Raw genomic sequence first — 25,174 nt, 5'->3', positions numbered from 1 at the left:
CAAATCCTCTATGCCCCATCCCGAAAGCCGAAGCACTCAGCGGACTCCTACAAGCGAGCTGAGCCGCATTTTTCCGCATTCGGGGTCTGACCCCGGTGTGAGGGGAATGCGGCTCGGCTTGCTTTGCCTTAGAGGGATTGCAGCCACCATTTGCCGGTGGCGGGGATGTGGCGCAGGTTGAGCTGCTGGCCGATCTCGGGGGTGGCGAGCACTTGGCCGCGCTGCTCGGCCAGGGCGCTGATGCGGTCGAACGGTTCGTTCCACGCATGCATGGCCAGGTCGAAGGTGCCGTTGTGGATCGGCATGAGCAGCTTGCCACGCAGGTCGATATGGGCCTGCATCGTTTCTTCGGGCTGCATGTGGATGTCCGGCCATTGCGGGTCGTACGCGCCCGTCTCCAGCATCGTCAGGTCGAAGGGGCCGTATTTGTCGCCGATCTCTTTAAAACCCTTGAAGTAGCCGGTGTCGCCGCTGAAGAAGATGCGCTGCCCGCCGGCCCGGATCACCCACGAGGCCCACAGCGTCTTGTTGCCGTCGCTTAGCCCCCGGCCCGAAAAATGCTGCGCCGGCGTCGCCGTCAGGCGCACGCCGTCCACGGCGGTCGATTGCCACCAGTCCAGCTGCTGCATCTTGGCGGCTGGCACGCCCCACTTGACCAGCGTGTCGCCCACGCCCAGCGGGGCGAGGAAGTGCTCGGTCTTGGCCGCCAGCGCCAGCACGGCGGCGTGGTCCAGGTGGTCGTAGTGGTCGTGCGACAGGATCACGCCCTTCAGCGCCGGCAATTCCTCTATGCTGATCGGCGGCTGGTGGAAACGCTGCGGTCCCAGCCATTGGAACGGCGAAGCACGCTCGGAGAACACCGGGTCGGTCAGCCAGAACCCGCCGTCGAGCTTGAGCAGGATGGTCGAGTGGCCCAGCCGGAATACGCTGTTGTTGGGCGCCACCAGCAGCTGCTCGCGCGTGATGGCGTGCACCGGCACCGCCTTGGCCGGCGCGGTATCGGCGGGCTTTTCGAAGGCCATGCGGTACAGGATGCGCAGCGTGCCCATGAAGCCGGCCTTGTGCATCTGCACCGGGTTGCGGAATTTGCCGTCGCGGTACTGCGGCGAGGCGTGGTCGAGTTCTTGCGGGGACAGGGTGCAGTAAGCCATGGTCAGGATTCCCATTAGAAAGGTGAGCGATGCGAGGCGTTTCATCGGCAGGCCAAAAAGTACACTGCACAGTGTAGTTTCATTTTTTGAGAAAGTAAACTACCCGGTGTAAAATACCTGCATGGACACTACCCGCCTCACCGACCGCAAGCACCAGGCCATCGTCGGCGCCGCCGTGGCCGAATTCCGCGCCAACGGCTTCGACGCCACCAGCATGGACAAGATCGCCGCCACTGCCGGCGTGTCCAAGCGCACCGTCTACAACCATTTCCCCAGCAAGGACGCGCTGTTCGCCCATATCCTGCAGCAGCTGTGGGACAGCAGCGCGGCCCTGCAGGCCTTGCGCTACCGCGCGGACCAGCCGCTGCGCGCGCAACTGCTGGAGCTGATGGGAACCAAGATGGCGCTGCTGCGCGACGGCTATTTCCTCGACCTGGCGCGGGTCGCCATCGCCGAGGGCATCCACCACCCGGAGCGGGCGCAGGAAATGGTGGCCAGGCTGGCCGACAAGGAGGAAGGCGTGGCGGCCTGGCTGCGCGCGGCGCAGGCCGACGGCAAGCTCAAGCCGCTGGACCCGGTGTTCGCCTCGCATCTGCTGCAAGGCCAGCTGAAGGCCTTCGCCTTCTGGCCGCAGGTGACCATGGGCCAGCCGGTGCTGGAGCCGGCCGCCGAAGCCGCCCTGATCGCGACGGCGGCCGATATATTCCTGGCCTATTACGCGGCGTAGCCGGCCAACTCAGCCAAACCGGACCGCGTACACCGGCGGCATATTGCTGGAGATGGTCTGCCAGTAGTCGCCGCCGTTGGCCGACAGCCACACGCCGCCGGTGGTGGAGCCCATCAGCAGCGTTTTGCCGTCCTCGGCCACCGCCAGCCCGTGCCGGTAGACCAGGTCGTAGCAGTGTTCCTGCGGCAGGCCGTTGCGCTGCGCCGTGAAGCTGGCGCCGCCGTCGGTGCTGCGCGTGGTGGCCATGGCCGCGTCCACCGGGATGCGCTGCTGGTCGGCCACGCCGGGCGCGAACCAGGCCGTGTCGCCGTCGCGCGGGTGCACCGCCACCGCGAAGCCGAAGCTGGACGGCTGCACGTCCTTCACTTCCGTCCAGCGCGCGCCGTTGTCCACGCTGCGCCAGATGCCGCTGTGGTGCTGGCACCATAATTTATCCGGCTCGCCTTCGCAGCGCACGATGCGGTGCGGGTCCTGGGCCACGCCGTCTTCGGCCAGCTCGGGCGGCATATAGCCGGCCACCATGCCGCTGGCGCGCAGGCGCCAGCTGGCGCCGCCGTCCGTGGTGAGCCACACGCCGCCCACCGACACGCCGACCAGGATGCTGCGGCTGTCGCGCGGATCGACGCAGATGCTGTGGATGCCCGCCACGTCGTAGCCGCCGCCCATCCACTGCCGGCGCTCGGGCAGGTTCCACAGGGATTCCACCAGCTGCCAGCTGTCGCCCCGGTCGCTGGACTTGAACAGGCCGCCCGGCAAGGTGCCGGCCCACAGCACGCCCGGCTCGTCCTTGCCGCCCGCTTCCAGGCACCAGATCTGGCGCAGCGTCCAGTCCACCGTGTCGTCGCTGCCTTCCGGCTTGGGCGGATAGACCGGCACGCCCACTTCGGTCCAGCCGTCGCTGCCGGCGTCGCGCCGGTGCAGCTTGGTGCCGAAGTGGCCCAGGTTGAGCGCGGCGTACAGCGTGCCGTCGCGCTCGTCCGCCAGCACCTGGCTGACCGGCTCGCCAAGGAAATGGTGGCCCTCCAGCTGCCACACGCCGTTCCGCGGCGCCAGTTCGAACAGGCCCTTGCGGGTTGCGAGGTATGCGCGGTCTGCCATGGTCAGCCTCCTGAAAGTGCTTGCAAGATATAGATCTGGGAATCGGGCCGCAGCGGGTCGTCCAGCCGCTTGCGGTCGCGGCTGCGCTGGCCGTCGATGAAGATGACGACGTTTTCGCGCAGGCAGCCCTGGTCGTCGAGCACGTAGCCGCGCAGGCGCTCCTTGCCCTCGAAGGCGGCGGCCAGCGCGGCGCGCAGGTCGGCGGCCTGCACCTCGATCCGGGGTACGGGCAGGAAGCGGGCTAGTTGCTGCGTAAAGATAATCTGCGCCATGCGTGGCTCCACCAGGCTCCTGGACCGGAAATTCTAGCGCGTATCGGGGGCGCTTGGGACTAAAATGCAATCAGGGCAACCACAGGAGCAACACATGTCGATCACGCGTGCGGAACTGGAAACGCTGATGCTGGAGGTGGAGCAGGAGGACCCGATCGATTTCGCCGACCTGCCTTTCGACGAACAGGATTTGCGCGGCCTGGTGGCCAGCCACCTGGTCGACATGGCCGACGCCATGGAGTCGTTCAGCGAGGAGGACCGCCGCCTGACCTTGATGGCGGTGGCGGCCAAGCTGGTGCTGGAGAATCTGGTGCTGCACATCCAGATGCTGCGCCAGCACGGCTTGCCGCTGAGCGGCACGGCCGATGCGCTGCTGGGCAGGCTGCGCCGGGGCGATCTGGGCGATATGGGCGGCGGCGAGCCCGATTGACCCCGCCTTAGGCCGCGTCGATGCGGCGCGCGGCCGGCACCGCCAGTTCCAGGTCGGACTGGGCCACGGCCACGCAGGGCAGGATGTGGCCTTCGCGCTTTTCGTCGGCGCTCAGGCCCGGCCATTCGACCAGGTAGCGCACGCTGCCGCTGCCCATGTGGCAGATGCAGGTGCGGCAGGTGCCGTTGCGGCAGGAGCTGGGCAGGCGGATGCCGGCCTGCTGCGCCGCCATCAGCACGGTGGCGGCGCCGTCGGTCTCGAACTGCCAGCCCTGCATGCTCAGGCTGACCTTCATTTCACCTGGCAGGCGCTGCGCGCGGCGGCCAGGCGCTCGTCCTTCTTGCGGTCGATGGCGGCGGACTGGCCGTTGTTCATCAGTTCTTCCACTTCGGCTTGCGGCACGCTGTCCCAGTAGTGGCTGGACACGCACTCGCAGTATTTCGGCACCAGCTTGAGGTTGCGCGGCGCGCCCGGCCCCGTGTTGCCGGCGCGTACGCAGGCGTTGCGCTCGATTTGCTTCACGCCGTCCAGGCGCGGGTTGGCGGCGGGCGCGCTGGAAGCCGGCGCGGCGGCGGCATGGGCGGCGGCCAGCAGGGCCGCCAGGATGATGGTCAGACGCATAAAAGTTTCCCGGATGAATTACTCCGTGCATCTTACACCGACTTGGCCCGCGCCCCTTGCCCGCTGCGCCGTCAGGCCAGCTGGCGCACCCTGGCGGCGCCGGCCAGTTCCTTGAGCTTGAACACCGCCATCGCCTGCGCCACGCATTCGGTCTGGTGGGCCAGGCTGGTGGCGGCGGCCGCCGCCTGCTCCACCAGCGCCGCGTTCTGCTGCGTGATGTCGTCTATCTGTATCACCGCCTGGTTGACCTGCACGATGCCGTTGCCCTGCTCCTTGGTGGCGGTGGAGATCTCGTCCATCACGCTGGTCACGCGGCTCACGGACTTGATCACCTCGCTCATGGTGGCGCCCGCGCTGCCGGTCAGCACCGATCCGGCGCTCACCTTCTCGATCGACAAATCGATCAGCTCCTTGACCTCCTTGGCCGCGCTGGCCGAGCGGTGCGCCAGGTTGCGCACCTCGCTGGCCACCACGGCGAAGCCCCGCCCCTGCTCGCCGGCCCGCGCCGCCTCCACCGCCGCGTTCAGGGCCAGGATATTGGTCTGGAAGGCGATGCCGTCGATCAGGCCGATAATGTCCAGGATCTTGCGCGAGGAAGTGCTGATGTCGTCCATCGTCGTCACCACCTGCGACACGATGTTGCCGCCCTGCTCGGCGATGTGCGAGGCGGCCTCGGCCAGCTCGTTGGCGCTGGCCACGCTGGTGGCGCTCTGCTGCACATTGGTGGTGAGCTGCTCCATGCTGGCGGCGGTCTGCTGCAGGCTGCTGGCCTGCGACTCGGTGCGGCCGGACAGGTCCTGGTTGCCGCTGGCGATCTCGGTGGTGGCCTGCTTGATCTCGTCGAAATTGCTGCGCACGTCGCCGATGATGCTGTGCAGGTTCACATTCATCTGGCGCAGCGCGGCCAGCAGCTGGCCCATGTCGTCGTCGCGCGGCACGTCGATCACGCCGGTCAGGTCGCCGCCCGCCATCTTGCGGGCCGCCGCGGTGGCGCGCGCCAGCGGCGCGACGATGGCGCGGTGCAGGCTGTACCAGAAATACAGCACGATGGCCGCCGCCAGCAGCGCGGCGCCGCCCAGCCAGCCGCCGTAGGCGCCGTCCATGCTCCAGAAGGCCGCCGCGAACACCAGCATGCTGGCGCTGAGCCAGGCGCAGTTGATGCCGAGGTGGCTGGCCACGGACAGCTTGCGCAGTTCATTGAAGCGCGCCAGCACGTCGCTGCGCAGCACGCGGCCGTTGCGGATGCGCAGGCCGTTCGGGTTGCCGTTGCGGATCTCGCGGTACAGCTCGGATGCCTGCGCCACCTGCTCGCGGCTGGGCTTGGTGCGCACCGACATATAGCCCACCGGGCGGCCGTTTTCCACCACCGGCGTCACATTCGCCAGCACCCAGTAGTAGTCGCCGTTTTTGCAGCGGTTCTTCACCATGCCGGTCCACGGCATGCCGCCCTTGATGGTGGCCCACAGGTCGGCAAAGGCTTCGGCCGGCATGTCCGGGTGGCGCAGGATGTTCTGCGGCGCGCCCAGCAGCTCGGCTTCCTGGAAGCCGCTTACTTCAATGAAATAGGGATTCGCATAGTTGATATTGCCCTGCAAATCGGTGGTCGAGACGATGGTCTTGCCGTCCTCGAGGACGTATTCGTTCTGTGTGACAGGGGTGTTCTGGCGCATCGCATATCCTCGCTGGAGTGGGCGGTCGATACGCGAGGCGGGGGCAGGGGCTCGCTGGGGAAGTTTCAGTATAGCCAGCGATTTGCCCCGAATTATCTCCAATTGTTGCAATCGTGAATTTTTTTAGCGCCCGGCGTCGATGCTGCGGTTGATGATGGGCAGGTCCAGCTTGCGCGGCCCGGCGCGGCGGCCGGACGGCGCCTTGTTGCGGTAGACCACCAGCTCCTTCTCATAGGCCTTGACGTTGTTCGGCGTGGGGATGCGCGCCACCACCTCGAACCGGGCCTGCGCCAGCACGCGCTCGAAGCGCTGCATCACCGCCAGGTCGTTCCAGAAGCCGGGCTGCACCACCAGGTAGCTCACGTTCAGGTCCTGGATCTGGCGCAGGATGTCGTCCTCGCTCAGGTCGTGCTCCGTCACGCCCAGCTCGCGCCGCACGGCCACGTTCAGCAGGATCTTGTCCGCGCGCACCACGGTCAGGTCGCGGCGCTCCTCGTGGGTGCGCATATTGAACACGAAGGAGCCGTCGCGGTAGCCGGAGAACAGCACGCTGCTGTCCCTGGGCGCCTGCGCGGCGACCAGGCGCGCGGCCTCGGCGAAGCCGCGCACATAGGGCACCGGACGCAGCAGCGTGGTCTGCAGCAGCGCCGCGCCGGCCAGCGCGGCCAGCGCCGCCAGCTGCCAGGACGGCCGTGGCAGGCGCGCCAGCAGCAGCGCGGCGGCCAGCACCAGCGGCGGCAGGATGAACACGCTGTGGCGCGCTTCCTTCAGGTCGATGGCCGAGAAAAACAGATAGCCTGCCAGCAGCCAGAGCAGCCAGAACACCAGGTCGCCACGGCTCAGGCCGCCCTCCCCTCCGGCACTGCCCAGTCCGTCCAGGCCGCGCCGGCGCACTGCCGCCACGGCGCCGGCCAGCAGCCCGGCGGCGGCCGCCGCCAGCACGGCCCAGCCCATCTGGCCGGGGAACTGGCGCAGATACCACAGCCAGCCGGCCAGCGAATTGCGCGACACCAGCGAGTCGTTGATGCCGGACGCGGACTGGATGTTGGCCTGGCCGAACTTCACCGTCAGCACCAGCAGCGGCACCAGGCCGATGCAGGCCAGCAGCGCGGCCAGCCACAGGTGGCGGTCCTTCAGCATGGCGGCGCGGCGTTCGTACAGCAGGGTGCCGGCGTAGGCCAGCGCCAGGAAGCCGGCCGTCAGCTTGGTGTACATGGCCAGCAGCAGCAAGGCGGCCGCGCCGTACAGCAGCAGCGGGCGCGCCGTGCGCCGGTAGCGCGTAAACAGCACCGCGCTCCAGATGAAGAAGGCCAGGCTGGGCACTTCCAGCATCACCTGGCGGCCCCAGAAGGCGATCTCCGGCAGCGCCGCCAGCGCGGCGGCGGCCAGCGCCGCGTGCCAGGCCGGCAGCCAGTTGCGGAACAGCGCCCACGCGCCCCAGGCGAAGGCCACGTAGTGCAGCGCCACCACCAGCAGCGCGGTCGCTTCGGACACGCCGAACAGGGCGTAGAACGGCGCGCTGATGGCGTAGAACAGCGGCGGGTAGAACAGGATGGTGAGCGCCGGGTACTGCGCGTAGTAGTCGTAGGCGTAGCGCGACGGGTCGGACCAGGGCGCAGCGGCCACCAGGTCCTTGACGAAGACGCCGTTCAGGGCGTGGCGCGGCGCGTCGCTCCACCAGTAGGATCCGTCCGCGTGCGCGCCCATGAACAGCAGGCCCACCAGCGCGGCCAGCAGCAGGTGGATCAACAAGGTGCTGCGCGGGGTGTTGAGCGGAGGCGTCATGAGCGCTTCCCTGCGCTGTCGTACACCGCCATATAGTTGTTGACCATGGCCGCCATGCTGAATTCCTCCACTGCGAGTTGGCGCGCCGCCGCGCCGTGCGCGCCGCGCAGCCCGGCGTCGCCGCCGTAGGCCGCCAGCAGGCCGCTCAGCGCGTCCACGTCGCCGGGGGTGAAGAAGCGGCCGCAGACGCCGTCCTTCACCAGTTCCAGGTTGCCGCCCACGCCGGTGGCCAGCACCGGCAGGCCGCAGGCCATGGCTTCCAGGATGGTGTTGGAGATGCCCTCGGACAGCGAGGGCAGCACGAACACGTCGAAGCTGGCCAGGATGGCGGGCACGTCGTCGCGCGCGCCGGGCAGCCACACTTGCGCGCCCACGTCCAGTTCCGTCACCAGCGCCTGCAGTTCCGCTTCCAGCGGCCCGCCGCCGACAATGGCCAGGCGCAGGCGCGGCCACAGCGCCGGCTGCGTTTCGCGCAGGCGGGCGAAGGCGCGCAGCAGCGTGGCCTGGTCCTTCACCGGCTGCAGGCGGCCGACGGTGCCGATCAGGATATCGTCCGGGCCGGCAAAGCCGTCCGGCAGCGCGGGGCGCGGCGCGCCGGGCGTGCGCGGGGCGAAGCGCGCGGTGTCCACGCCGTTGTAGACCTGGCGGATGCGCGGCTGCGCCACGCCGACGCGGCGCGCCAGGTAGCGCGCCAGGTCCTGCGACACGGTGATGTAGCGGTCCACCAGCGGCGCGTGCAGGCGGCGCAGCAGCGCCGGCTTCCACTGGCTGCCGTCCAGGTCGCCCACGTCCCAGCCGTGCTCGCCGTGCACGCAGGTGCGCACCCCGGCCAGGCGCGCCGGCAGCAGCGCGTCCAGTCCCGACATATTGCGCGAATGGACGATGGCCGGCCGCAGGCGGCGGAACAGGCGCAGCATTTCCAGCCGCATGCGCCAGATGCCGATGCGCGAGCGGTGCAGCGCAATCACTTCCACGTCGGCGCGCGCGATGCGCAGGCGGAAGTCGTTGTAGTTCTCCACGCACACAATGGCGTGGCGGTAGCGTTCCGGCGGCATGGTGTTGATCAGGTTGACCAGGCCGTTCTCCAGCCCGCCCATCACCAGGTGGTGGATCACGTGCAGCACCAGCGGACGGGTATCGGCCTGCGCGCCCGGCGGCGGGCTCAACGGTGCGCTCAAGGACGCACTCCGCTCGGCTGCCACACGGGCGAGCTGCGGCCCTGCAGGATGTCGCGGAACAGGCGCAGCTGGCCCTCGGTGGTGGCGTCCCAGCTGAACAGCTCGGCGTAGCGGCGGGTGTCGGCGCGCTCGGGCGGGGCGGCGCGCAGCGCCTTGACCGCGTCGGCCACGCCCAGCGGCGTGCGTTCGCGCATCAGCACGCCGGCCGCCGGCGCGGCCACCACTTCCGGCGTGCCCCACACATTGCTGGCCACCACCGGCGTGCCGCAGGCCATGGCCTCCAGCAGCACATTGGCCCAGCCTTCGCGGCTGGAGGCCAGCACCATGGCGTCGGCCGCGTTGTAATAGCGCTTCAGTTCCGGCTGCGCCACCGGGCCGAGGAAGCGCACCCGGTCGGACACGCCCAGCTGCGCCGCCAGCGCTTCCAGCTTGGCCCGGTCCGGGCCGCTGCCGGCGATCAGCAGTTCCGCGTCCGGCAAGGCCGGCAAGGCCGCGATAATCAGTTCGTGGCCCTTGCGTTCGATCAGGTAGCCGACCGACAGCAGGGTGTAGCGGTCCAGGCCCAGTTCGCTGCGCACCGCGTCGCGTTCCGGCAACGGTGCGAAACGCTGCAAATCCACGCCGTTGCGCAGCGGCGTCACGCGGTCCGCCGCCACCCCGAGCTGCACCATTTCATCTTTTAAGGCCTGGCACACGGTAATCATGCCCTGGGCGTTGCGCGCAGCCCACAAAATCATGCGTTTAGGCAAAGAATATTGCGGGATCAAATTAATGTCCGTGCCGCGCGCGGTGATCACCACCGGCTTGTTGAAGTACTTGCCCAGCATGACCGCCGCCACGCCGTCCGGATAAAAATAGTGCGCGTCGATCAAATCGAAGTCATAGCCTTCGTCCAGGATGCGGCCGATCTCGGCTTTGGCGGCGCGCGCCAGCAGCAGCGGCGCCACCCGCATGCCCACCTTGGGCAGGCTGACATAGCGCGGATGGCTCACCTGTATGCCGTGCCGCTCCTCGTGCCGCGGCACTTTGGCATAGGTGGCGTACTGGCCGAAACGCGGATTGCTGGACGGGAACCACGGCACCGGCGCGACCACGCGCGAGGTGGCCTGGCCGCTGGCCAGCAGATAGCGTAGCCGGGTTTCGACAAAGATACCGTGGCCGGGTTGTTGCTCGTTGGGAAATAAGGTGCTGAAGGTAAGTAGCTTCATTTTATGGGTAGCGGACGGTGGGCAGACGGTGGGCGTTTACGCCGCACTGCGGCACGTTTACTGATAATAAAATTGAAAGTACAATTACGCAAGAGCTACGCTTGGACGGCCAAGCACATTCCTCCCCTCGCCTCCCCCGGCGTTCCAGTCTACGGGCACACTATATGAATATTTCTGTGATAGGTTCGGGCTATGTCGGTCTCGTGACCGGCGCCTGTTTCGCCGATGTTGGCAACACTGTGCTGTGCCTGGACGTGGACGAGCGCAAGATCGCTCTCCTGAACAGCGGCGGCATCCCCATCCATGAACCCGGCCTCGATACGCTGGTGGCGCGCAACGCCGCCGCCGGCCGGCTGCTGTTCTCCACCAGCTACGACGACGCGGTGGCGCATGCCGACGTGATCTTCCTGGCGGTGGGCACGCCGCCGGACGAGGACGGCAGCGCCGACCTGCAGTACATCCTGGCCGCCGCGCGCAGCATAGGCCAGCGCATCACCCGCCCGGTGATCGTGGTCGACAAGTCCACCGTGCCGGTCGGCACCGGCGACAAGGTGCGCGACGCCATCGCCGGCGAGCTGGCCAAGCGCGGCGCCGAGGTGCAGTTCGACGTGGTGAGCAATCCCGAGTTCCTGAAGGAAGGCGCGGCGCTGGAGGACTTCACGCGCCCGGACCGCATTATCGTCGGCAGCGACAACCCGGCCGCGCTCAAGCAGATGCGCCTGCTGTACGCGCCGTTCAGCCGCCAGCACGAGAAATTCATCGAGATGGACGTGCGCAGCGCCGAGCTGACCAAGTACGCCGCCAACGCCATGCTGGCCACCCGCATCAGCTTTATGAACGAGCTGGCCAACCTGGCCGAGCTGCTGGGCGCGGACATCGAGTCGGTGCGCCTGGGCATGGGCAAGGACCCGCGCATCGGCCCGCAGTTCCTGTACGCCGGCATGGGCTACGGCGGCTCCTGCTTCCCGAAAGACGTGAAGGCGCTGATACGCACCGGCGCCGACCATGACCAGCCGCTGCGCATCCTGCAGGCCACCGAGGACGTCAACGAGCGCCAGAAGAATGTGCTGTTCGACAAGCTGGTGCGCCATTACGGCAGCGCCGGCGCGCTGCACGGCAAGACCATCGCGCTGTGGGGCCTGGCCTTCAAGCCCAACACCGACGACATGCGCGAAGCGCCCAGCCTGGTGCTGATACGCGCGCTGTTCGCGGCCGGCTGCAAGGTGCGCGCCTACGATCCGGTGGCCAGCGCCGAGGCCGAGCGCCTGCTGCTGGCCGAGCACGGCCAGGCGCGCTGCGCCGACCTGCTGTTCCTGGCCGCCTCGGCCAAGGAGGCGGCCGCCGGCGCCGACGCGCTGGTGCTGGTGACCGAGTGGAAGGAATTCCGTTCGCCGGACTTCCGCTACCTGGCCGAGCAGCTGCGCGACAAGGCGGTGTTCGACGGCCGCAACATCTACGACCTGGAAGCGGTCAGCGCTGCCGGCCTGTCCTATGAAGGCATAGGACGCATCAACCACGCCGTCCATCCATGAACGCCGCGCAAAAAGTGCTGGTGACCGGCGCGGCCGGCTTTGTCGGCAGCGCCGTGGCGGCGCGCCTGGCCGCCATGGGCCACGCCGTGGTCGGCTGCGACAACTTCAACGACTATTACGATCCGCGCCTGAAAACCGGCCGCGTGCAAACGCTGCTGGCCCCGGCCGGCGTGGCCTGCCACAACGTGGAGCTGGCCGACGGCGTGCAGGTGCAGGCGCTGTTCGAGCGCGAGCAGCCGGCGCTGGTGGTGCACCTGGCCGCGCAGGCCGGCGTGCGCTACTCGCTGGACAATCCGGCCGCCTATGTGCAGTCCAACCTGGTGGCCTTCGGCCATATGCTGGAAGCGTGCCGCCACCACAAGGTGCAGCACCTGCTGTACGCCAGCAGCAGCAGCGTGTACGGCGCCAACGCCAGCCTGCCGTTCAGCGAGGACGACCGCTGCGACGGCCCGGTGTCCATGTACGCCGCCACCAAGAAGGCCAACGAGCTGATGGCGCATTCCTACAGCCACCTGTTCGGCCTGCCCGCCACCGGCCTGCGCTTCTTCACCGTCTACGGACCCTGGGGCCGGCCGGACATGGCCTACTTCAGCTTTGCCGAGAAGATGATGCGCGGCGAAGCGATACCCGTGTTCGCCGAAGGCAAATTGAGCCGCGACTTCACCTATATCGACGACATCGTGGAAGGCGTGGTGCGGCTGCTGCACAAGCCGCAGCCGGCCGGCGAAGGCGCGGTGCCGCACGCCGTGTTCAACATCGGCAACCACCAGCCGGTGCGCGTGCTGGAGTTCATCCAGACGCTGGAGAAGGTGCTGGGCGTGGAAGCGAAAATGAATTTCCAGCCGATGCAGCCGGGCGACGTGCCCGCCACCTATGCCGCCATCGACAAGCTGCGCGGCTGGGTGGGCTTCGCGCCCACCACCACGCTGGAAACGGGCTTGTCCCGCTTCCGCGACTGGTATCTGCCGTGGCGCGCGCAGCGCGACGCGGCAGCGCCAACGACAGCCGGCTGACGCGCCGGCTGCGTCAACCCCGCTGGCTCAGCGCGGCGTAGACCGGCTTGTAGCGCGCCACGCTGGCGCGCCAGTTGCGTTCCGTTTCCACGTAATTGCGTCCGCTGGCGCGCAGCGCGGCCCAGCGCTGCGGCTCGGCCAGCAGCGCCAGCACCTTCTGCGCCAGCGCCTGCGGATCGCCGGCGCGGAACAGCACCCCGGTCTCGCCGTCGATAATCAGCTCCTTGTGGCCGCCCACGTCGGACGCGGCCAGCAGCCTGCCCTGCGCCATGGCTTCGAGCGGCTTGAGCGGCGTGACCAGGTCGGTCAGCCGCATTTTCAGGCGCGGATACACCAGCACGTCGATCAGGTCATAGTAGCGCTGCACTTCGCTGTGCGGCACGCGCCCGGTGAACACCACCTGGCCGGATATGCCCAGCGCCTCGGCCTGCGCCTTGAGCGCGGCGTCCTGCGGGCCGCCGCCCACCAGCAGCACGCGGATGTCCGGATTGGCCGCCAGCATGGCCGGCACGGCCTGCAGCAGCACGTCCAGCCCCTCGTAGGCGTAGAAGGAGCCGATAAAGCCCAGCACCACCTTGCCGTCCATGCCCAGCGACGCGGCCAGCGCGGCGTCGCGCTGCCCGCCTATGCTGAAGTCCTCGATGTTGACGGCGTTCGGTATCACGGTCAGCTTCTGCGCCGGGATGCCGCGCGTGATGATTTCGCCGCGCAGGCCTTCGCAGATGGTGGTGGCCGCGTCCACCCGCTTGAGCGCATAGGTTTCCATGGCGCGCGTGAAGCGGTAGCGCATGCCCCATTCGCTGGCCGTGCCGTGGTCCACCGCCGCGTCCTCCCAGAAGGCGCGGATCTCGTACACCACGGGGATGCCCAGCTTCTTGCCCACCCTGAGCGCCGCCACCGCGTTCAGCGCCGGCGAATGCGCGTGCAGGATGTCCGGCCGCACCTGGCGCGCCACCTCCAGCAGGCGCGCGGCCAGCGTGTCGATCACGGCCAGCTGGCTGAACACCGGCAGGCGCGCCAGCATGCCGGTGGACGGCGCGGTGCGGTAGAACTCCAGCCCGTCCACGCTTTCCTTGGCGGGGCCGGCGGCGCCCTGCTTGGAACTGGTGATGTGGCAGGTTTCCCAGCCCAGCGCGCGCTGCTGCTGCAGGATGGAGCGGGTGCGGAAGGTGTAGCCGCTGTGCAGCGGAATGGAATGGTCCAGCACATGCAGGATGCGCAGCGGTGCGCCGGCGGCGGCGGCCGTGGCGGTGGTGGTGGTAGCTTGGTTCACAGTTGCATTCATGGTTAAGCCGCCATTTCCTTGCGCAGGAAGGCCTCGAACATCAGCACGGTCCAGATGGAGGCGCTGTAGTCGCGGCGGCCGGACTGGTGGTGTTCCACCAGCTCGTGCAGGAAGGCTTTGTTGAAGATGCCGGTGTCGGCCAGCAGGGGGCCGAGCAGCGCGTCGCGCACGCGCTGGGCCAGCGGTCCGCGGAACCAGGCCGCCAGCGGCACGGAGAAGCCCATCTTCTTGCGGTACAGGATGTCGTGCGGCAGATGGGCCTCCAGGCTTTTCTTGAACACGTATTTGCCCTCGCTGCCGCGCAGCTTCATGTCGGACGGCAGGCCGGAGATCCATTCCACCAGCTGGTGGTCCAGCAGCGGCACGCGCACTTCCAGCGCATGCGCCATCGAGGCGCGGTCCACCTTGGTCAGGATGTCGCCCGGCAGATAGGTCTTCATGTCGATGTACTGTATCAGCGACAGCGGATCGTCGGTCGGCGACTTGGCCGCGTGGCCGCGCATCACGTCGATGGCGCGGTAGCCTTGCAGGCCGGCGCGGAAGCCGGGGCTGAACAGCTTGTCGCGCATGGCGTCCGACATCACCGTCACGCCGTGGAAATAGCCTTCCACGGTGTCGCGCGCCAGCGCTTCGAAGGTGGTCTTGGCGCGGAATACGCGCGGCGCCCAGTCGGCCTTGGGATACAGGCGGCCCAGCGTGCCGAACACCGGCTTGCGCAGGCTGAGCGGAATGCGGCCGCGCACGTTCTGCTCGGCCATGGCGTAGCGGTAGCGGCGGTAGCCGGCCAGGTTCTCGTCGCCGCCGTCGCCCGACAGCGCCACCGTGACGCGCTTGCGCGCCAGCTGGCACACGCGGTAGGTCGGAATGGCCGAGCTGTCGGCGAAGGGCTCGTCGTACAGGTGCGCCAGGGTGTCGATCAGGCCGTAGTCGTCGGTGTCCACGGTCTCGGTGTAGTGGTCGGTCTTGTACTGTGCGGCCACCATGGAGGCGTACTCGGATTCGTCGTAGGCCTTGTCGTTGAATGCGATCGAGCAGGTGTGCACCGGGCCTTCATTCAGGCCGGCCATCATGGCCACCACCGCGCTCGAGTCCACGCCGCCGGACAGGAAGGCGCCCAGCGGCACCTCGGCCACCAGGCGTATCTTCACCGCTTCGCGGATGCGGGTCAGCAGCTCTTCCTGCGCGTCCTGCTCGGACATGGCGCCGTGCAGCTTGAACGGCACGTCCCAGAACTGCTTGGGCACGGCCTGCGGCGCGCCCACTTTCTGCAGCAGGGTGAAGCCGGGCGACAGCTTGAGCGCGCCCTTGAAAATGGTCTTCGGCTCCGGCACATAGCCGTAGGCGAAATAGTCTTCCACCGCCTGCGGGTCGATCTCGCGGTTCAGCTGCGGCAGGGTGCGCAGCGCCTTCAGCTCGGAGCTGAAGGCGAAGAAGCCGTCCGGCAGCATGGCGTAGTACAGCGGCTTGACGCCCATGCGGTCGCGGCCCAGGAACATCACCTGCTGGTTGCGGTCCCACAGGCCGAAGGCGAACATGCCGCGGAAGCGGTGCACGCATTCCTCGCCCCACTCCTCCCACGCGTGCACGATCACTTCGGTGTCGCAGCGGGTGCGGAAGGTGTGGCCCAGGCCTTTCAGCTCCTCGGTCAGCTCGCGGTAGTTGTAGATCTCGCCGTTGTAGCAGACCATGACGCTGCCGTCCTCGTTGCCGAGCGGCTGCAGGCCGGCCGCCACGTCGATCACCGACAGGCGGCGGTGGCCGAAGCCCACGCCCGGCTCGATGTACAGGTCGGCCTCGTCGGGGCCGCGATGGTGCTGTGTTTCGTTCATGCGCGACAGCAGCGCGCGGTCGATTTCGCGCGTGCCGCGCGTATCAAAGATTCCGACTATTCCACACATGATGTCCCGCGCTTTCCCAGTTTCAGTATTTATTTATGCCGATTCGCATCGAGCGCGGCATCCACCCGCGCCAGGTTCGCCGCCACGAAGGCGCGCATGGCGGCGCGCGCCACTTCCGGCTTCTCCTCGTAAGGCGAGAAGACCATGACGGCCGCGCCGTCGTCGCTGCCCTGGAGCGCCTTCTGCTTCACCTGCAGCACCTTGCCCAGGTAGTCGTTGGCGGTATAGCGCCCGTCCACCCAGTACCAGTTCCACACCAGCATACGGCCGCCGGCGCCGGACAGCGTGCTTTCACGCACGGCCAGCACGCGCCCGCCCAGGTTTTCCTCGCGCAGCTCGGAGGCCACGCTGTGCCAGTTGGGGTCTTTTTCCGCCGCCATGCGGTTCACCGAGCTGATCAGCTTGGTGTTGTGGTCCTGCTTGCGGTAGTAGAGCAGGTTCAGGCCGACGGGATGGCCGGCCGGCCCGGCATAGAATTGCTGCAGTTCGGCGCTGGCGGCGGGGTAGCTCGGCTTCCACTGCGCGAACGGCGCGGCCGGCTGCCAGGTGCTGGCGAAGCCGGACAGGCTGGCCGGCGCCGCTGCGCTTTCGCGCTGCTCCAGCCAGGCGGCGTAGGCAGGCCAGGCGCCCACGCATACGGCGATCGCCAGCAGGGCGGCGGCGAAGCTGCGCATGGGCGCATTGCCCGCCGAGGCGGCCGCTTCGGCGGCGGCGCGGTCCGGCGCGGCCTGCTCGTCGGCCGGCGCGTCCTCGCGCCACAGGCTGCCCAGCCAGAACAGCAAGAACATCACCAGGCCGAAAAACAGCCAGCCGTAGATCAGGTGGTCGACGCCGACCGCCAGCGTCATGCCGCTCAGATGGCCCAGCATGACAATCATATAGGCGCGCAGGCCGTTGGCGACAATCGGCACCAGCATGGAGGCTACGATGAACAGCGCGCGCCGCCGGGTGCTGCGGAAAGTGAGGTAGGCGTACAGGCAGCCCAGCGTGATGGAGGCGATCAGGTAGCGCACGCCGCTGCATGCTTCCACCACCGACCAGTTGCCGGTCGGGATGGAGAAGCTGGTGCCGTCGCGCAGCACCGGGATGCCGGTGGCACGCAGCGCCCACACCGTGAAGTCGGCGGTGACGCCGATCAGCGGATTGATGAAGACGTCGCCGAAGGGCACGGCAAACAGCACGAAGGCCAGCGGGAAGGCCAGCGCCCAGGCGATGCGCTTGCCCAGCAGCGCCAGGACCACCAGCGGCAGCATCGCGACGAAGGCGTAATGGCGCACGATCTGCACGTCGCCGAATTCGCCCAGCAGCCAGGCGGCCCCGCAGGCGGCCAGCGCCAGCAGCGCGGGCCAGCAGGGCGCGGCGCTCAGCTGCGCGATGGCGGCGCGGCGCTGCCAAGCCAGCCACAGGCTGATGGGCAGGATCACGTAGCCGTGGGTGAAGGTGCCGGAGCTGTCCCAGATCTCGACGATGGAGCGCGCCGTGGAAAAATAGGCGAGCACGGGTAGCAGCAGCGCCGCCACGGCCAGCAGCAGCAAGGCCTTCTGGCTCTTGCCGGCCTTGGGTGCAGGGCCGGGAGGGGATGCGGTTGCAGATGCAGGTGCGGATGCGGGCGCGCCGGCATCGGCCGCTGGCAGGGAACTGGATGTCATGCTTCTTTCCTCACGGGGCGGCCGGCCTCCAGCAGGGCGCAGACCTGGGCCAGATGGCTGTTCCAGCCATACAGGTGTTCGACGGTGGCGCGCGCGGCGCGGCCGATGGCGGCATCGGGCTGGTCCAGCGCGGCGTTGACGGTGGCGATGAAGGCCGGCGCATCGGCCGCCAGCAGCAGCGAGCGGCCCGGTTCGGCCTCGATGCCCTCCAGCGCCTGCGGCGACACCACCACGGTGCGCGCCATGGCCATCGCTTCCAATACTTTGTTCTGGATGCCGCGCGCGATGCGCAGCGGCGCCACGCACAGCGAGGCGTGCGCCACATAGGGCCGCACGTCCGGCACGGTGCCGGTGACCACCACGCCGGGCAAGCCGGCCAGTTCCTGCACCTCGGACGCGGGCCGCGCGCCGACGATGTAGAACACCGCCTGCGGATGGCGCGCGCGCACCGCCGGCAACACGTCCCGCGCGAACCAGGTCACGGCGTCGATATTCGGCCAGTAGTCCATGGCGCCGGTGAACACCAGCGGCAGCTCCTGCGCCGTATACGGATGGTCATGCGGCTGGCCCTGCGGGCCTTCGGGCGAAAAATAGGCCGTGTCCACGCCGTTGCTGAAGTGGCCGGTGCGCGCCGCGCTCTCCGGCGCCAGCGTACGAAACAGCTCAGCCTCGGGCGCGGACACGAACAGCGCCGCGTCGCACTCCAGCGCCACGCGGCGCTCGTAGGCCAGCAGCTGGCGCGCCTCGTGCGCGTACAGCATGCTCATGGGCCAGGACTTCTTCTCGGCGTACTGGCGCCACTTGTCGGAATCGACGTCGACGAAATCGACCACCCGGGTGGCGTCCGGATAGGCCTCGGCGTACTGCGCCATGGCCGACGAGAACACCACGATGCGCGTGATGCCCTCGCGCCGCACGGTCTCGTCCACCCAGCGCCGCAGGCCGGCGTCGCGGTAGTAGTCCAGCGACAGCGAACGGTTGCCCAGCAGCGCGCCCAGGCTGCGCACGCGCGCCTTCTTTGGATTCAGTGGCGCGAAGTGCGCGCTGGCCGTCATGGCCTGCAGGCGCGGCACGTGCTGCCAGTCGTCCTGGTCGTCCACAAAGGTGGCCAGGTGCACGCGGTAATGTTCGGCCAGGTGTTTCAGCAAATGGTAGGAGCGGATCTTGTCGCCCTTGTTGGGCGGGTACGGTATCCGGTGCACCAGCAGCAGCAAGTTGTCCATGGCGCTATCCCAGGCTGCGGACGATGTGCGGCCCAAGCAGATTGGCCAGCGGCAGCGGCAGTCGCTTCCACAGCTTGATGAACAGCTGGTACTTGGGATTGAGCGGATTGTTGTCCGGAAGCTCGGTAGCCGCGTGCATCTGGTACTCGTAGGCGAGCGGCGTGGCGGTGAAGCCCCAGTTCTTCTTGAAGTCGTAGGCGCCGGTGCCGATCTTGCTGCGGCCGAAGTCGAACAGGCGCACGCCGCGTTCGACCGACGCTTCCATCAGGTTCCAGTACATGAAGTCGTTGCCGGCCACGTCGCGCGCGATGGGCATGCTGCCGCCGTAGTAGGGCAGCACTTCGTCGCGCCAGAAGAAGCTCATCACGCCGGCCACCGGCTCGCCGTCCTTGACGATGATGCGGATTTCGCACTGCTCGCCGAACAGCTCCTTGATCAGCGCGAAGTATTTTTTCGGGAACACCGGCGTGCCCAGGCGCAGCACGCTGGTGGCGTAGATGTGGAAGAAACGGTCCACGGTCTGGTCGATTTCCGCCGCGAGGCCGCACTTGATGCCCTTGCGTACCATGGCGCGCTGCTTGCGCGGGATGGCGTTCATGTTTTCTTCGTGGTTCTCGCTGATGGCCTTGCGGAAGGTGACGTACAAGTCCTTCACGTGCCAGCCCGGCTTGCCGGTCGGCTCGATGTTGCGGTATTCCAGGTGGCCCGCGCCGAGGTCATCGGCCAGCTTGCTCGCGGCCGCGTCCAGCATGGCGCGCGCGCCGTCGTTCAGCGCCACCACGCCGCCGTGCACGCAGAACGGCAGGGAACTGAGCGAGTGGCCGAACAGGCGGCTCTTGATTTCGCACAGGCCCAGGATGCCCTGGATCCGGCCGTCCTGCTCCACGTAGTAGAACCAGGTCTTGTGGCCGTAGCAGCGCTGTATCAGCGTCTGCCAGGCGGCCAGGTGGAAAAAGGTGGCCTGCGGCGCGGCGCGCACGAAGGCGTCCCAGCGGCCGTGGTCGGCCGGCGTGAGCAGCTTCAGGGTGGCCACGGCAGGCGCCACATCGACGACGGAGCTCATGCCTTGCCCAGGAAAATGCGGTCCATGCGGTCCCACGCGAAGTCGCGCGTGAGCGCCTGGATGCGGCCGTCCATGCGCGCCAGGTTGACGTAGTGGCGGAAGCGCGTCTTCAGGTTGATGCCGTCGGGACGGGGCTGGCCGGGGTCGATCTCCCACGGGTGGAAGTAGAAGATCGCGGGCTGGCCGTCGTCCTGGTTCACCTTGCGCATCATCCAGCGCGACAGCGAATACGGCAGCAAGCGGAAATAGCCGCCGCCGCCGGCCGGCAGGTTGCGCGCGCCCATGCGCACGGTGGTGATGGGCACTTCCAGCAGGCCGCCGGCGTTTTCCGGATGCCAGGCGAAGCGCGGCGCGTCCGGCATGCCGTAGTGGTCGTGCTGCACCGGGTAGATGCTGGAACTGTAGCGGTAGCCCGCCTCGCTCAGCGCGTCCAGCGCCCACAGGTTGCCGTGGCCGATGGAGAAGCTGGGCGCGCGGTAGCCCAGCACGGCCTGGCCGCCCAGGTCTTCCAGGATGGCCTTGCTGCTGCTGATGTCCTGCATGAAGGCGGCGCGGTCCTGGTCGGAGGCGCGCAGGTGGCCGTAGCCGTGGCTGGCCAGCTCATGGCCGCCGGCCACGATGCGCTTGACCATGGCCGGATAGCGCTCGGCGATCCAGCCCAGCGTGAAGAAGGTGGCGTGCACATTGCCCGCCTCCAGGATGGCCAGGATGCGGTCGATATTCGCTTCGACGCGGCACTCGCGCTCGGGCCAGCTGTCGCGCGCGATATAGGGCGCGAAGGCGGAGACCTGGAAGTAGTCTTCCACGTCGATGGTCATGGCGTTGCGGATGGCGCTGCCGGGTACGGCCGGATGGTTCATGATGTCTGGCATCCGTTCTGCATCCAGGCCTGCAGCGCGGCGGCGATGCGCACGGCGGCCTGGCCGTCCCAGAAGCGCGGCACGCGGCCGGCCTCGCCGCCGCCGCCCATCACTTCCTCGTAGATGGCGAGGATGCGGGCCGGATCCTGTCCGGCGATGGTGTTGGTGCCCTGCTCCACGGTGATGGGGCGTTCGGTGTTGTTGCGCAGGGTGATGCAGGGCACGCCCAGCGCGGTGGTCTCTTCCTGGATGCCGCCGGAATCGGTCAGCACCACGCGCGCCTGCTTCATCAGTCCCAGCATCTCCAGGTAGCCCATGGGCGGCAGCAGCAGCACGTTGGGGCCTTCCACCAGGTGGTTCAGGCCGGCCTTCTCTATCATGCCGCGCGTGCGCGGATGCAGCGGGAAGATCACCGGCGTGCGCCGGGCAATGGCGGCCGCCGTTTCCAGCAGCGTGCGCAGCACGGCCGGGTCGTCCACATTGGACGGACGGTGCAGGGTCAGCACGGCGTAGCCTTGGGCGCCGTCGGCCAGGCCGGGACGGCCCGCGTCGGCAACGATGGTGGCGGCCGGAATGGCGCGCGGCAGGTTGCGCACCAGCGTGTCGATCATCACATTGCCGACGAACTGGATGCGGTGCGCCGCCACGCCTTCGCGCAGCAGATTTTCCTCGCCGCTTTCCTCGGTGGTGAACAGCAGGTCCGAGATCTGGTCGGTCAGCACGCGGTTGATTTCTTCCGGCATGGCGCGGTCGAAGCTGCGCAGGCCCGCCTCCACGTGGATCACCGGCACGCCCTTCTTGGCCGCCACCAGCGCGCAGGCGATGGTGGAGTTGACGTCGCCCACCACCAGCACGGCGGTCGGCTGCACCTCGTCCAGCGCGGGCTCGAACTTCTTCATCACCTCGGCGGTCTGCTGCGCGTGGCTGCCGGAGCCGACTTCCAGGTTGATGTCCGGCGACGGAATGCCCAGCGCTTCGAAGTACTGGTGGTTCATGGCCACGTCGTAGTGCTGGCCGGTGTGCACCAGCTTGACGTCGACGTGCGGGCGCAGCGCGGACAGCGCCGCCATGATGGGCGCCATCTTCATGAAATTGGGCCGGGCGCCCACTACGCACAGGATGCGGAAAGCGGAACTCATTCTATATTGTCCTGTTTGGCATTGTTGTTGGCCGTGGCGGGGGCCGGCGCGGCGACGATTTTCTTCAGTATATTGAGCACGGACACCACGGATTTCTCCAGGCGCATCATGCGCTCGTCCATGCCGTCCGGGTAGGCGGCGTTGACGGCGGCCATGTCGGCCTCGTCCACCACCACCTTGGCCGGACCGGCCGGCTCCTGGAACTCGGTGGCGATGTCCTTGACCACCTCTTCGACGTGCTCGCCGGTGAATTCATGCAGCTCTTCGAGGAAACCCATCAGCAGCAGGCGGTCGCACAGCGCGTTGGTCATGCGCGGAATGCCGCCGCTGTAGGCGTAGATGCCGGCGTGCGCCTCGGGCGTGAAGGCCGGGTCGTTGTTCCAGCCCACCGTGTGCAGGCGGTGTTCGATATAGGCCTGGGTTTCCTGCGCGTCCATCGGCCCCAGGTGGTAGGTGGCGATCACGCGCTGGCGCAGCTGCTGCATGTCCTGGCTGTGCAGCGTGGCGCGGAACTCCGGCTGGCCCAGCAGGAAAGTCTGCAGCAGCGACTTGTCGTCGGTCTGGAAGTTCGACAGCATGCGCAGCTCTTCCACCGTGCGCGGCGTGAGGTTCTGCGCCTCGTCCACCACCAGCAGCGCGCGGCGGCCCTGCTGGTCGCAGGCGCGCAGGAAGGCTTCGAGCCGCGTCAGCAGCGTGCTCTTGCTGGCGTCCTCGCTGGGCAGGCCGAAGGCCGACAGCACCATGCGCAGCGTGTCTTCCGAATTGAGCGCGGTGTTGACGATGTGCGCCGCCACGATCTGCTGCGACGACAGGGTGTTGAGCATATTGCGCACCAGCGTGGTCTTGCCCGCCCCCACTTCGCCGGTGATGACGATAAAGCCCTCGCCCTGCGACAGGCCGTACTCCAGGTAAGCCATGGCCCGCTTGTGGCCCTTGCTGCCGAAGAAGAAATGCGGATCCGGCCGCAGCCGGAACGGTTTGGCGCTAAGGCCGTAGTAACTTTCGTACATCCTTGCCAGACTCCACTAGAACTGCTTGCTCAAGGACGCCGATATGGCGTTCTCGGTGTAGTCGCGTCCGGCGACCGCGGTGGCTCCCTTGGTACGGCGCAGCTCCAGATTGCCGTTCAGCTTGCGGGCGAACTGGCGCGTCAGGTTCAGCCGCACGGAGCGGTTGTTGTCGCGGCGGGCCAGCGACAGGGATTCGGAGCGGTTGTAGTTGGCCGACAGGTTCATGCTGGTGAACGGCGATATGCGCCAGTTGTAGGTGGCGGTGCCGCCGCTCTGGCGCGTATTGTCGTTCAGCGCGCTGGAGCTGCCGCCCAGCAGGCCGGCGTCCACGTCCAGCAGCGACAGGCCGCTGCGGCGCGAGCTGGTCAGGGCCAGGATCAGCGTGCTGCGCACGCCGTTGAAGGCGGCCGTGGCCTGCAGCTGCTTCTGCAGCATGTAGCGGTTGCTCAGGTAGTTGATGCTGTTGGCCAGCGTCGGCGGCAGCCCGGCCGCGATGATGTAGGCCTCCACCGCCTGGCGGCGCGCCACCGGATCGGGAATCTGGGCCTGGAACAGCTGGTCCAGCATGGACGCCGTGTTGACGGCGGACGGCAGCTGGAACTGCGCGCGCGTGGTGGTCACCGCGTCGCTGTAGTTCAGGCTCCAGACGCTGAGCCTGGTGCGGTGCGAGGCGGCCAGGAAGTAGCTGTCGCCGAAGTAGCGCTTGCCCACGTTGAGCTGGACCGAGGTGCGGTTGCTGGGGCGCCAGCTGCCGCCCACCGACCAGTTCGCGCCCTTGGTCACGCCGCCGGGCGACTGGTAGTCGTAGCTGTCGTAGCCGCCCGTCACGGTCAGGGTCAGCTGCGGCGAATACAGGTAGTTCAGCGTGCCCATCATATTCTGGCTGCTGGAGCTTTGCGAGATCGTGTCCTGCAGGTTCTGGCGCATGTAGTACAGGTTCCAGCCTATGGTGTGGTAGGCCGGGCCGCTGGCCAGGTTGACCGAGAACTGGTCGCTGGTGCTGCTGCCGAAGTTGAGCTGGTCGGAACTGACCTTGTCGCGCGCGTAGCGCACTTCGGCGCTGGCCTGCTCGCCGAAGCGGTGCAGCAGATAGGGGCTGACGCGCCAGGTCTTGACCTCGCTGGTCAGGCCCGGGGCGAAGGGGTTGGACGGATTGACGGTGGCCGACGGGCCGAAGGCGGACACGCCCTGCTCGCTGATGCTGGCGGTGCTGTCCAGGAACAGCTTCTCGCTGATCAGCTTGGCGTGCAGCTGGGCCTGCAGATTCTGGTGGCCGCTGTTGGCGGCCTGGCCGTCCGGTCCGCGCACGTCGTTGTCGGCGTACTTGTAGAAATTCTTGGTGTAGTTCAGGCTGAAGTCCACGCGCGGGCCGTGGTTGCGCACCACCAGGCCGGGCGTGGCCTCGGAAATGAACTGGCCCTGCTCCAGGCCCTTGGGGGCCAGCACCACGTTGTCGGACCAGGTTTCGCGCAGGCTCAGGCTGGGCGTCACGCTCCAGTCGGCGCGGCTGGGTTGCGCCAGCGCCAGCGCCGCCAGGCCCACCGCCGCCGCCAAGGCTTTGCGGCGCGGTTTAGCCATAGTGATAATCATAGGTTTCAGTGCCGGGGAATTCGCGGGTCTTGTTGTAGATCAGGTTAACATTGCTCAGGCCCTCGAGCTGGGACAGCGCTTCCTTGACCGCGTGCTGCGTGGTGCGCTCGGCTTCCACCACCACCACGATCTGGCCCATGTGGGCCGCCAGCACATGCGCTTCGCTGGTCAGCAGCAGCGGCGGCGAGTCGAAGATGACGATACGGTCCGGATAGCGGTTGGCGATCTCGTAGACCAAGGTGGTCATGGTCTGGCTGGCCAGCAGTTCGGTGGCGCGCGGGTTGCTGGTGCCGGCCGGCAGCAGGGTCAGCGTGTCGACGTTGGTGCGCAGCATCACGTCGGCCATGTCGATCTTCTCGTCCAGCAGCAAGTCCATCAGGCCGCGCTGGGCCGGCAGGCCCAGGGTGCGCAGCACCGACGGGCGCGCCACGTCGGCGTCCACCAGCAGCACCGTGTGGTCCAGCTCCATGGCGATGCTCATGGCCAGGTTGATCGAGCAGAAGGTCTTGCCTTCGCCCGGCAGCGAGCTGGTGATCATGATCAGGTTGCCCGGCTTCTCGTCGGGCGGGCGCGGACCGAAGGCGCGCTTGATCAGGGGGCGCTTGATGACGCGGAAGTCCTCCACCAGCGTGGTGCGGCCGCCGGCGGCGGTGACCAGGCCGATGTCCTGCATATGCTTGAGGTCCAGCTCCACCCGGCGCGGACCGCGGCGCGGACCGCCGCCGTCGGCTTCGGCGGGCGCGGCCTGGCCCTGGTCGGCCGGCGCGGCAGC

At 67.9% G+C, this 25,174-nt stretch carries 23 protein-coding genes; 4 read left to right on the top strand and 19 right to left on the bottom strand.

Annotation, left to right across the window (positions count from 1 at the left end):
- Positions 1-128 precede the first annotated feature (128 nt).
- The gene (locus GTP77_RS25595) at positions 129-1,151 is read right to left on the bottom strand and encodes an MBL fold metallo-hydrolase (protein WP_223149399.1); all 1,023 of its coding nucleotides are present in this window, start codon (positions 1,149-1,151) and stop codon (positions 129-131) included.
- A 121-nt stretch (positions 1,152-1,272) separates the two neighbouring features.
- Here GTP77_RS25595 and GTP77_RS25590 point away from each other — a divergent pair, with 121 nt between their 5' ends.
- On the top strand, positions 1,273-1,878 hold the full coding sequence (locus tag GTP77_RS25590; protein WP_161074983.1) for a TetR/AcrR family transcriptional regulator: 606 nt from the start codon (positions 1,273-1,275) through the stop codon (positions 1,876-1,878).
- 9 nt (positions 1,879-1,887) lie between these two features.
- Here GTP77_RS25590 and GTP77_RS25585 read toward each other — a convergent pair whose 3' ends face one another.
- Positions 1,888-2,976, bottom strand: coding sequence for a WD40/YVTN/BNR-like repeat-containing protein (locus GTP77_RS25585; RefSeq protein WP_161074982.1), 1,089 nt, complete (start codon positions 2,974-2,976; stop codon positions 1,888-1,890).
- Between the two features lie 2 nt (positions 2,977-2,978).
- Positions 2,979-3,248: a ubiquitin family protein gene (locus GTP77_RS25580; protein WP_161074981.1), complete on the bottom strand. Its 270-nt coding sequence runs from the start codon at positions 3,246-3,248 to the stop codon at positions 2,979-2,981.
- A 94-nt stretch (positions 3,249-3,342) separates the two neighbouring features.
- Between GTP77_RS25580 and GTP77_RS25575 the strand changes: the two genes are divergently transcribed.
- Entirely contained in the window at positions 3,343-3,678 is a 336-nt protein-coding gene (locus tag GTP77_RS25575; protein ID WP_161074980.1) for a hypothetical protein, read from the top strand.
- Between the two features lie 7 nt (positions 3,679-3,685).
- Here GTP77_RS25575 and GTP77_RS25570 read toward each other — a convergent pair whose 3' ends face one another.
- The 6 genes from GTP77_RS25570 to GTP77_RS25545 all read right to left on the bottom strand — a co-directional run bounded on the left by GTP77_RS25570 (position 3,686) and on the right by GTP77_RS25545 (position 10,140).
- Positions 3,686-3,973 carry a 2Fe-2S iron-sulfur cluster-binding protein gene (locus GTP77_RS25570; protein WP_161074979.1) on the bottom strand — a complete coding sequence of 96 codons (288 nt, stop codon included), beginning with the start codon at positions 3,971-3,973 and terminating at the stop codon, positions 3,686-3,688.
- Positions 3,970-4,299 carry a hypothetical protein gene (locus tag GTP77_RS25565; RefSeq protein WP_161074978.1) on the bottom strand — a complete coding sequence of 110 codons (330 nt, stop codon included), beginning with the start codon at positions 4,297-4,299 and terminating at the stop codon, positions 3,970-3,972. Before GTP77_RS25565 ends, GTP77_RS25570 begins: the two co-directional genes overlap by 4 nt.
- A gap of 71 nt (positions 4,300-4,370) precedes the next feature.
- Complete coding sequence (locus tag GTP77_RS25560) at positions 4,371-5,969, bottom strand: methyl-accepting chemotaxis protein (RefSeq protein ID WP_161074977.1); 1,599 nt, start codon at positions 5,967-5,969, stop codon at positions 4,371-4,373.
- Between the two features lie 123 nt (positions 5,970-6,092).
- Complete coding sequence (locus tag GTP77_RS25555; protein ID WP_161074976.1) at positions 6,093-7,754, bottom strand: glycosyltransferase family 39 protein; 1,662 nt, start codon at positions 7,752-7,754, stop codon at positions 6,093-6,095.
- On the bottom strand, positions 7,751-8,932 hold the full coding sequence (locus GTP77_RS25550) for a TIGR03088 family PEP-CTERM/XrtA system glycosyltransferase (RefSeq protein ID WP_229202366.1): 1,182 nt from the start codon (positions 8,930-8,932) through the stop codon (positions 7,751-7,753). Before GTP77_RS25550 ends, GTP77_RS25555 begins: the two co-directional genes overlap by 4 nt.
- On the bottom strand, positions 8,929-10,140 hold the full coding sequence (locus tag GTP77_RS25545; protein ID WP_161074975.1) for a glycosyltransferase family 4 protein: 1,212 nt from the start codon (positions 10,138-10,140) through the stop codon (positions 8,929-8,931). The genes GTP77_RS25550 and GTP77_RS25545 overlap by 4 nt, the downstream gene beginning before the upstream one ends.
- A gap of 164 nt (positions 10,141-10,304) precedes the next feature.
- Here GTP77_RS25545 and GTP77_RS25540 point away from each other — a divergent pair, with 164 nt between their 5' ends.
- Positions 10,305-11,672 carry a UDP-glucose dehydrogenase family protein gene (locus tag GTP77_RS25540; RefSeq protein ID WP_161074974.1) on the top strand — a complete coding sequence of 456 codons (1,368 nt, stop codon included), beginning with the start codon at positions 10,305-10,307 and terminating at the stop codon, positions 11,670-11,672.
- Positions 11,669-12,685, top strand: coding sequence for an NAD-dependent epimerase/dehydratase family protein (locus tag GTP77_RS25535; RefSeq protein ID WP_161074973.1), 1,017 nt, complete (start codon positions 11,669-11,671; stop codon positions 12,683-12,685). The genes GTP77_RS25540 and GTP77_RS25535 overlap by 4 nt, the downstream gene beginning before the upstream one ends.
- Before the next feature lie 13 nt (positions 12,686-12,698).
- On the opposite strand, the gene GTP77_RS25530 is transcribed toward GTP77_RS25535, so the two are convergent.
- The 10 genes from GTP77_RS25530 to GTP77_RS25485 form a co-directional block, all read right to left on the bottom strand.
- Entirely contained in the window at positions 12,699-13,907 is a 1,209-nt protein-coding gene (locus GTP77_RS25530; protein ID WP_161075004.1) for a TIGR04063 family PEP-CTERM/XrtA system glycosyltransferase, read from the bottom strand.
- A gap of 65 nt (positions 13,908-13,972) precedes the next feature.
- Entirely contained in the window at positions 13,973-15,868 is a 1,896-nt protein-coding gene (locus tag GTP77_RS25525; protein WP_161074972.1) for an XrtA/PEP-CTERM system amidotransferase, read from the bottom strand.
- 29 nt (positions 15,869-15,897) lie between these two features.
- Entirely contained in the window at positions 15,898-17,517 is a 1,620-nt protein-coding gene (gene xrtA, locus GTP77_RS25520) for an exosortase A (RefSeq protein WP_161074971.1), read from the bottom strand.
- Positions 17,514-18,740, bottom strand: a complete 1,227-nt coding sequence (locus tag GTP77_RS25515) for a TIGR03087 family PEP-CTERM/XrtA system glycosyltransferase (protein WP_161074970.1) — start codon at positions 18,738-18,740, stop codon at positions 17,514-17,516. The genes xrtA and GTP77_RS25515 overlap by 4 nt, the downstream gene beginning before the upstream one ends.
- Before the next feature lie 4 nt (positions 18,741-18,744).
- Positions 18,745-19,803 carry a FemAB family XrtA/PEP-CTERM system-associated protein gene (locus GTP77_RS25510; RefSeq protein ID WP_161074969.1) on the bottom strand — a complete coding sequence of 353 codons (1,059 nt, stop codon included), beginning with the start codon at positions 19,801-19,803 and terminating at the stop codon, positions 18,745-18,747.
- The gene (locus tag GTP77_RS25505; protein WP_228894360.1) at positions 19,800-20,675 is read right to left on the bottom strand and encodes an XrtA system polysaccharide deacetylase; all 876 of its coding nucleotides are present in this window, start codon (positions 20,673-20,675) and stop codon (positions 19,800-19,802) included. Before GTP77_RS25505 ends, GTP77_RS25510 begins: the two co-directional genes overlap by 4 nt.
- On the bottom strand, positions 20,660-21,802 hold the full coding sequence (wecB, locus tag GTP77_RS25500) for a non-hydrolyzing UDP-N-acetylglucosamine 2-epimerase (RefSeq protein ID WP_161074968.1): 1,143 nt from the start codon (positions 21,800-21,802) through the stop codon (positions 20,660-20,662). Before wecB ends, GTP77_RS25505 begins: the two co-directional genes overlap by 16 nt.
- Positions 21,799-22,812 carry an XrtA/PEP-CTERM system-associated ATPase gene (locus GTP77_RS25495; protein ID WP_161074967.1) on the bottom strand — a complete coding sequence of 338 codons (1,014 nt, stop codon included), beginning with the start codon at positions 22,810-22,812 and terminating at the stop codon, positions 21,799-21,801. The genes wecB and GTP77_RS25495 overlap by 4 nt, the downstream gene beginning before the upstream one ends.
- A 15-nt stretch (positions 22,813-22,827) precedes the next feature.
- A complete protein-coding gene (locus GTP77_RS25490; RefSeq protein WP_161074966.1) occupies positions 22,828-24,390 on the bottom strand; it encodes a TIGR03016 family PEP-CTERM system-associated outer membrane protein in 1,563 nt (520 codons plus the stop codon).
- On the bottom strand, positions 24,383-25,174 hold a 792-nt coding region (locus GTP77_RS25485; RefSeq protein ID WP_371869402.1), incomplete at its 5' end, for an XrtA-associated tyrosine autokinase. The genes GTP77_RS25485 and GTP77_RS25490, both read right to left, overlap by 8 nt.

Source organism: Pseudoduganella aquatica, assembly GCF_009857595.1.
GTDB classification, from domain to species: Bacteria; Pseudomonadota; Gammaproteobacteria; order Burkholderiales; family Burkholderiaceae_D; genus Rugamonas; species Rugamonas aquatica_A.
The sequence above is the reverse complement of the archived record's forward strand: the minus strand, read 5'-3'. Positions and strand labels throughout refer to the sequence as shown.

Coding starts and splice junctions, on each gene's coding strand:
- GTP77_RS25545 (WP_161074975.1), bottom strand. CDS start 10,140: ATGAAGCTACTTACCTTCAGCACCTTATTTCCCAACGAGCAACAACCC.
- GTP77_RS25595 (WP_223149399.1), bottom strand. CDS start 1,151: ATGGCTTACTGCACCCTGTCCCCGCAAGAACTCGACCACGCCTCGCCG.
- GTP77_RS25505 (WP_228894360.1), bottom strand. CDS start 20,675: ATGCCAGACATCATGAACCATCCGGCCGTACCCGGCAGCGCCATCCGC.
- xrtA (WP_161074971.1), bottom strand. CDS start 17,517: ATGACATCCAGTTCCCTGCCAGCGGCCGATGCCGGCGCGCCCGCATCC.
- wecB (WP_161074968.1), bottom strand. CDS start 21,802: ATGAGTTCCGCTTTCCGCATCCTGTGCGTAGTGGGCGCCCGGCCCAAT.
- GTP77_RS25555 (WP_161074976.1), bottom strand. CDS start 7,754: ATGACGCCTCCGCTCAACACCCCGCGCAGCACCTTGTTGATCCACCTG.
- GTP77_RS25575 (WP_161074980.1), top strand. CDS start 3,343: ATGTCGATCACGCGTGCGGAACTGGAAACGCTGATGCTGGAGGTGGAG.
- GTP77_RS25525 (WP_161074972.1), bottom strand. CDS start 15,868: ATGTGTGGAATAGTCGGAATCTTTGATACGCGCGGCACGCGCGAAATC.
- GTP77_RS25510 (WP_161074969.1), bottom strand. CDS start 19,803: ATGAGCTCCGTCGTCGATGTGGCGCCTGCCGTGGCCACCCTGAAGCTG.
- GTP77_RS25495 (WP_161074967.1), bottom strand. CDS start 22,812: ATGTACGAAAGTTACTACGGCCTTAGCGCCAAACCGTTCCGGCTGCGG.
- GTP77_RS25515 (WP_161074970.1), bottom strand. CDS start 18,740: ATGGACAACTTGCTGCTGCTGGTGCACCGGATACCGTACCCGCCCAAC.
- GTP77_RS25585 (WP_161074982.1), bottom strand. CDS start 2,976: ATGGCAGACCGCGCATACCTCGCAACCCGCAAGGGCCTGTTCGAACTG.
- GTP77_RS25540 (WP_161074974.1), top strand. CDS start 10,305: ATGAATATTTCTGTGATAGGTTCGGGCTATGTCGGTCTCGTGACCGGC.
- GTP77_RS25590 (WP_161074983.1), top strand. CDS start 1,273: ATGGACACTACCCGCCTCACCGACCGCAAGCACCAGGCCATCGTCGGC.
- GTP77_RS25570 (WP_161074979.1), bottom strand. CDS start 3,973: ATGAAGGTCAGCCTGAGCATGCAGGGCTGGCAGTTCGAGACCGACGGC.
- GTP77_RS25490 (WP_161074966.1), bottom strand. CDS start 24,390: ATGGCTAAACCGCGCCGCAAAGCCTTGGCGGCGGCGGTGGGCCTGGCG.
- GTP77_RS25580 (WP_161074981.1), bottom strand. CDS start 3,248: ATGGCGCAGATTATCTTTACGCAGCAACTAGCCCGCTTCCTGCCCGTA.
- GTP77_RS25565 (WP_161074978.1), bottom strand. CDS start 4,299: ATGCGTCTGACCATCATCCTGGCGGCCCTGCTGGCCGCCGCCCATGCC.
- GTP77_RS25535 (WP_161074973.1), top strand. CDS start 11,669: ATGAACGCCGCGCAAAAAGTGCTGGTGACCGGCGCGGCCGGCTTTGTC.
- GTP77_RS25560 (WP_161074977.1), bottom strand. CDS start 5,969: ATGCGCCAGAACACCCCTGTCACACAGAACGAATACGTCCTCGAGGAC.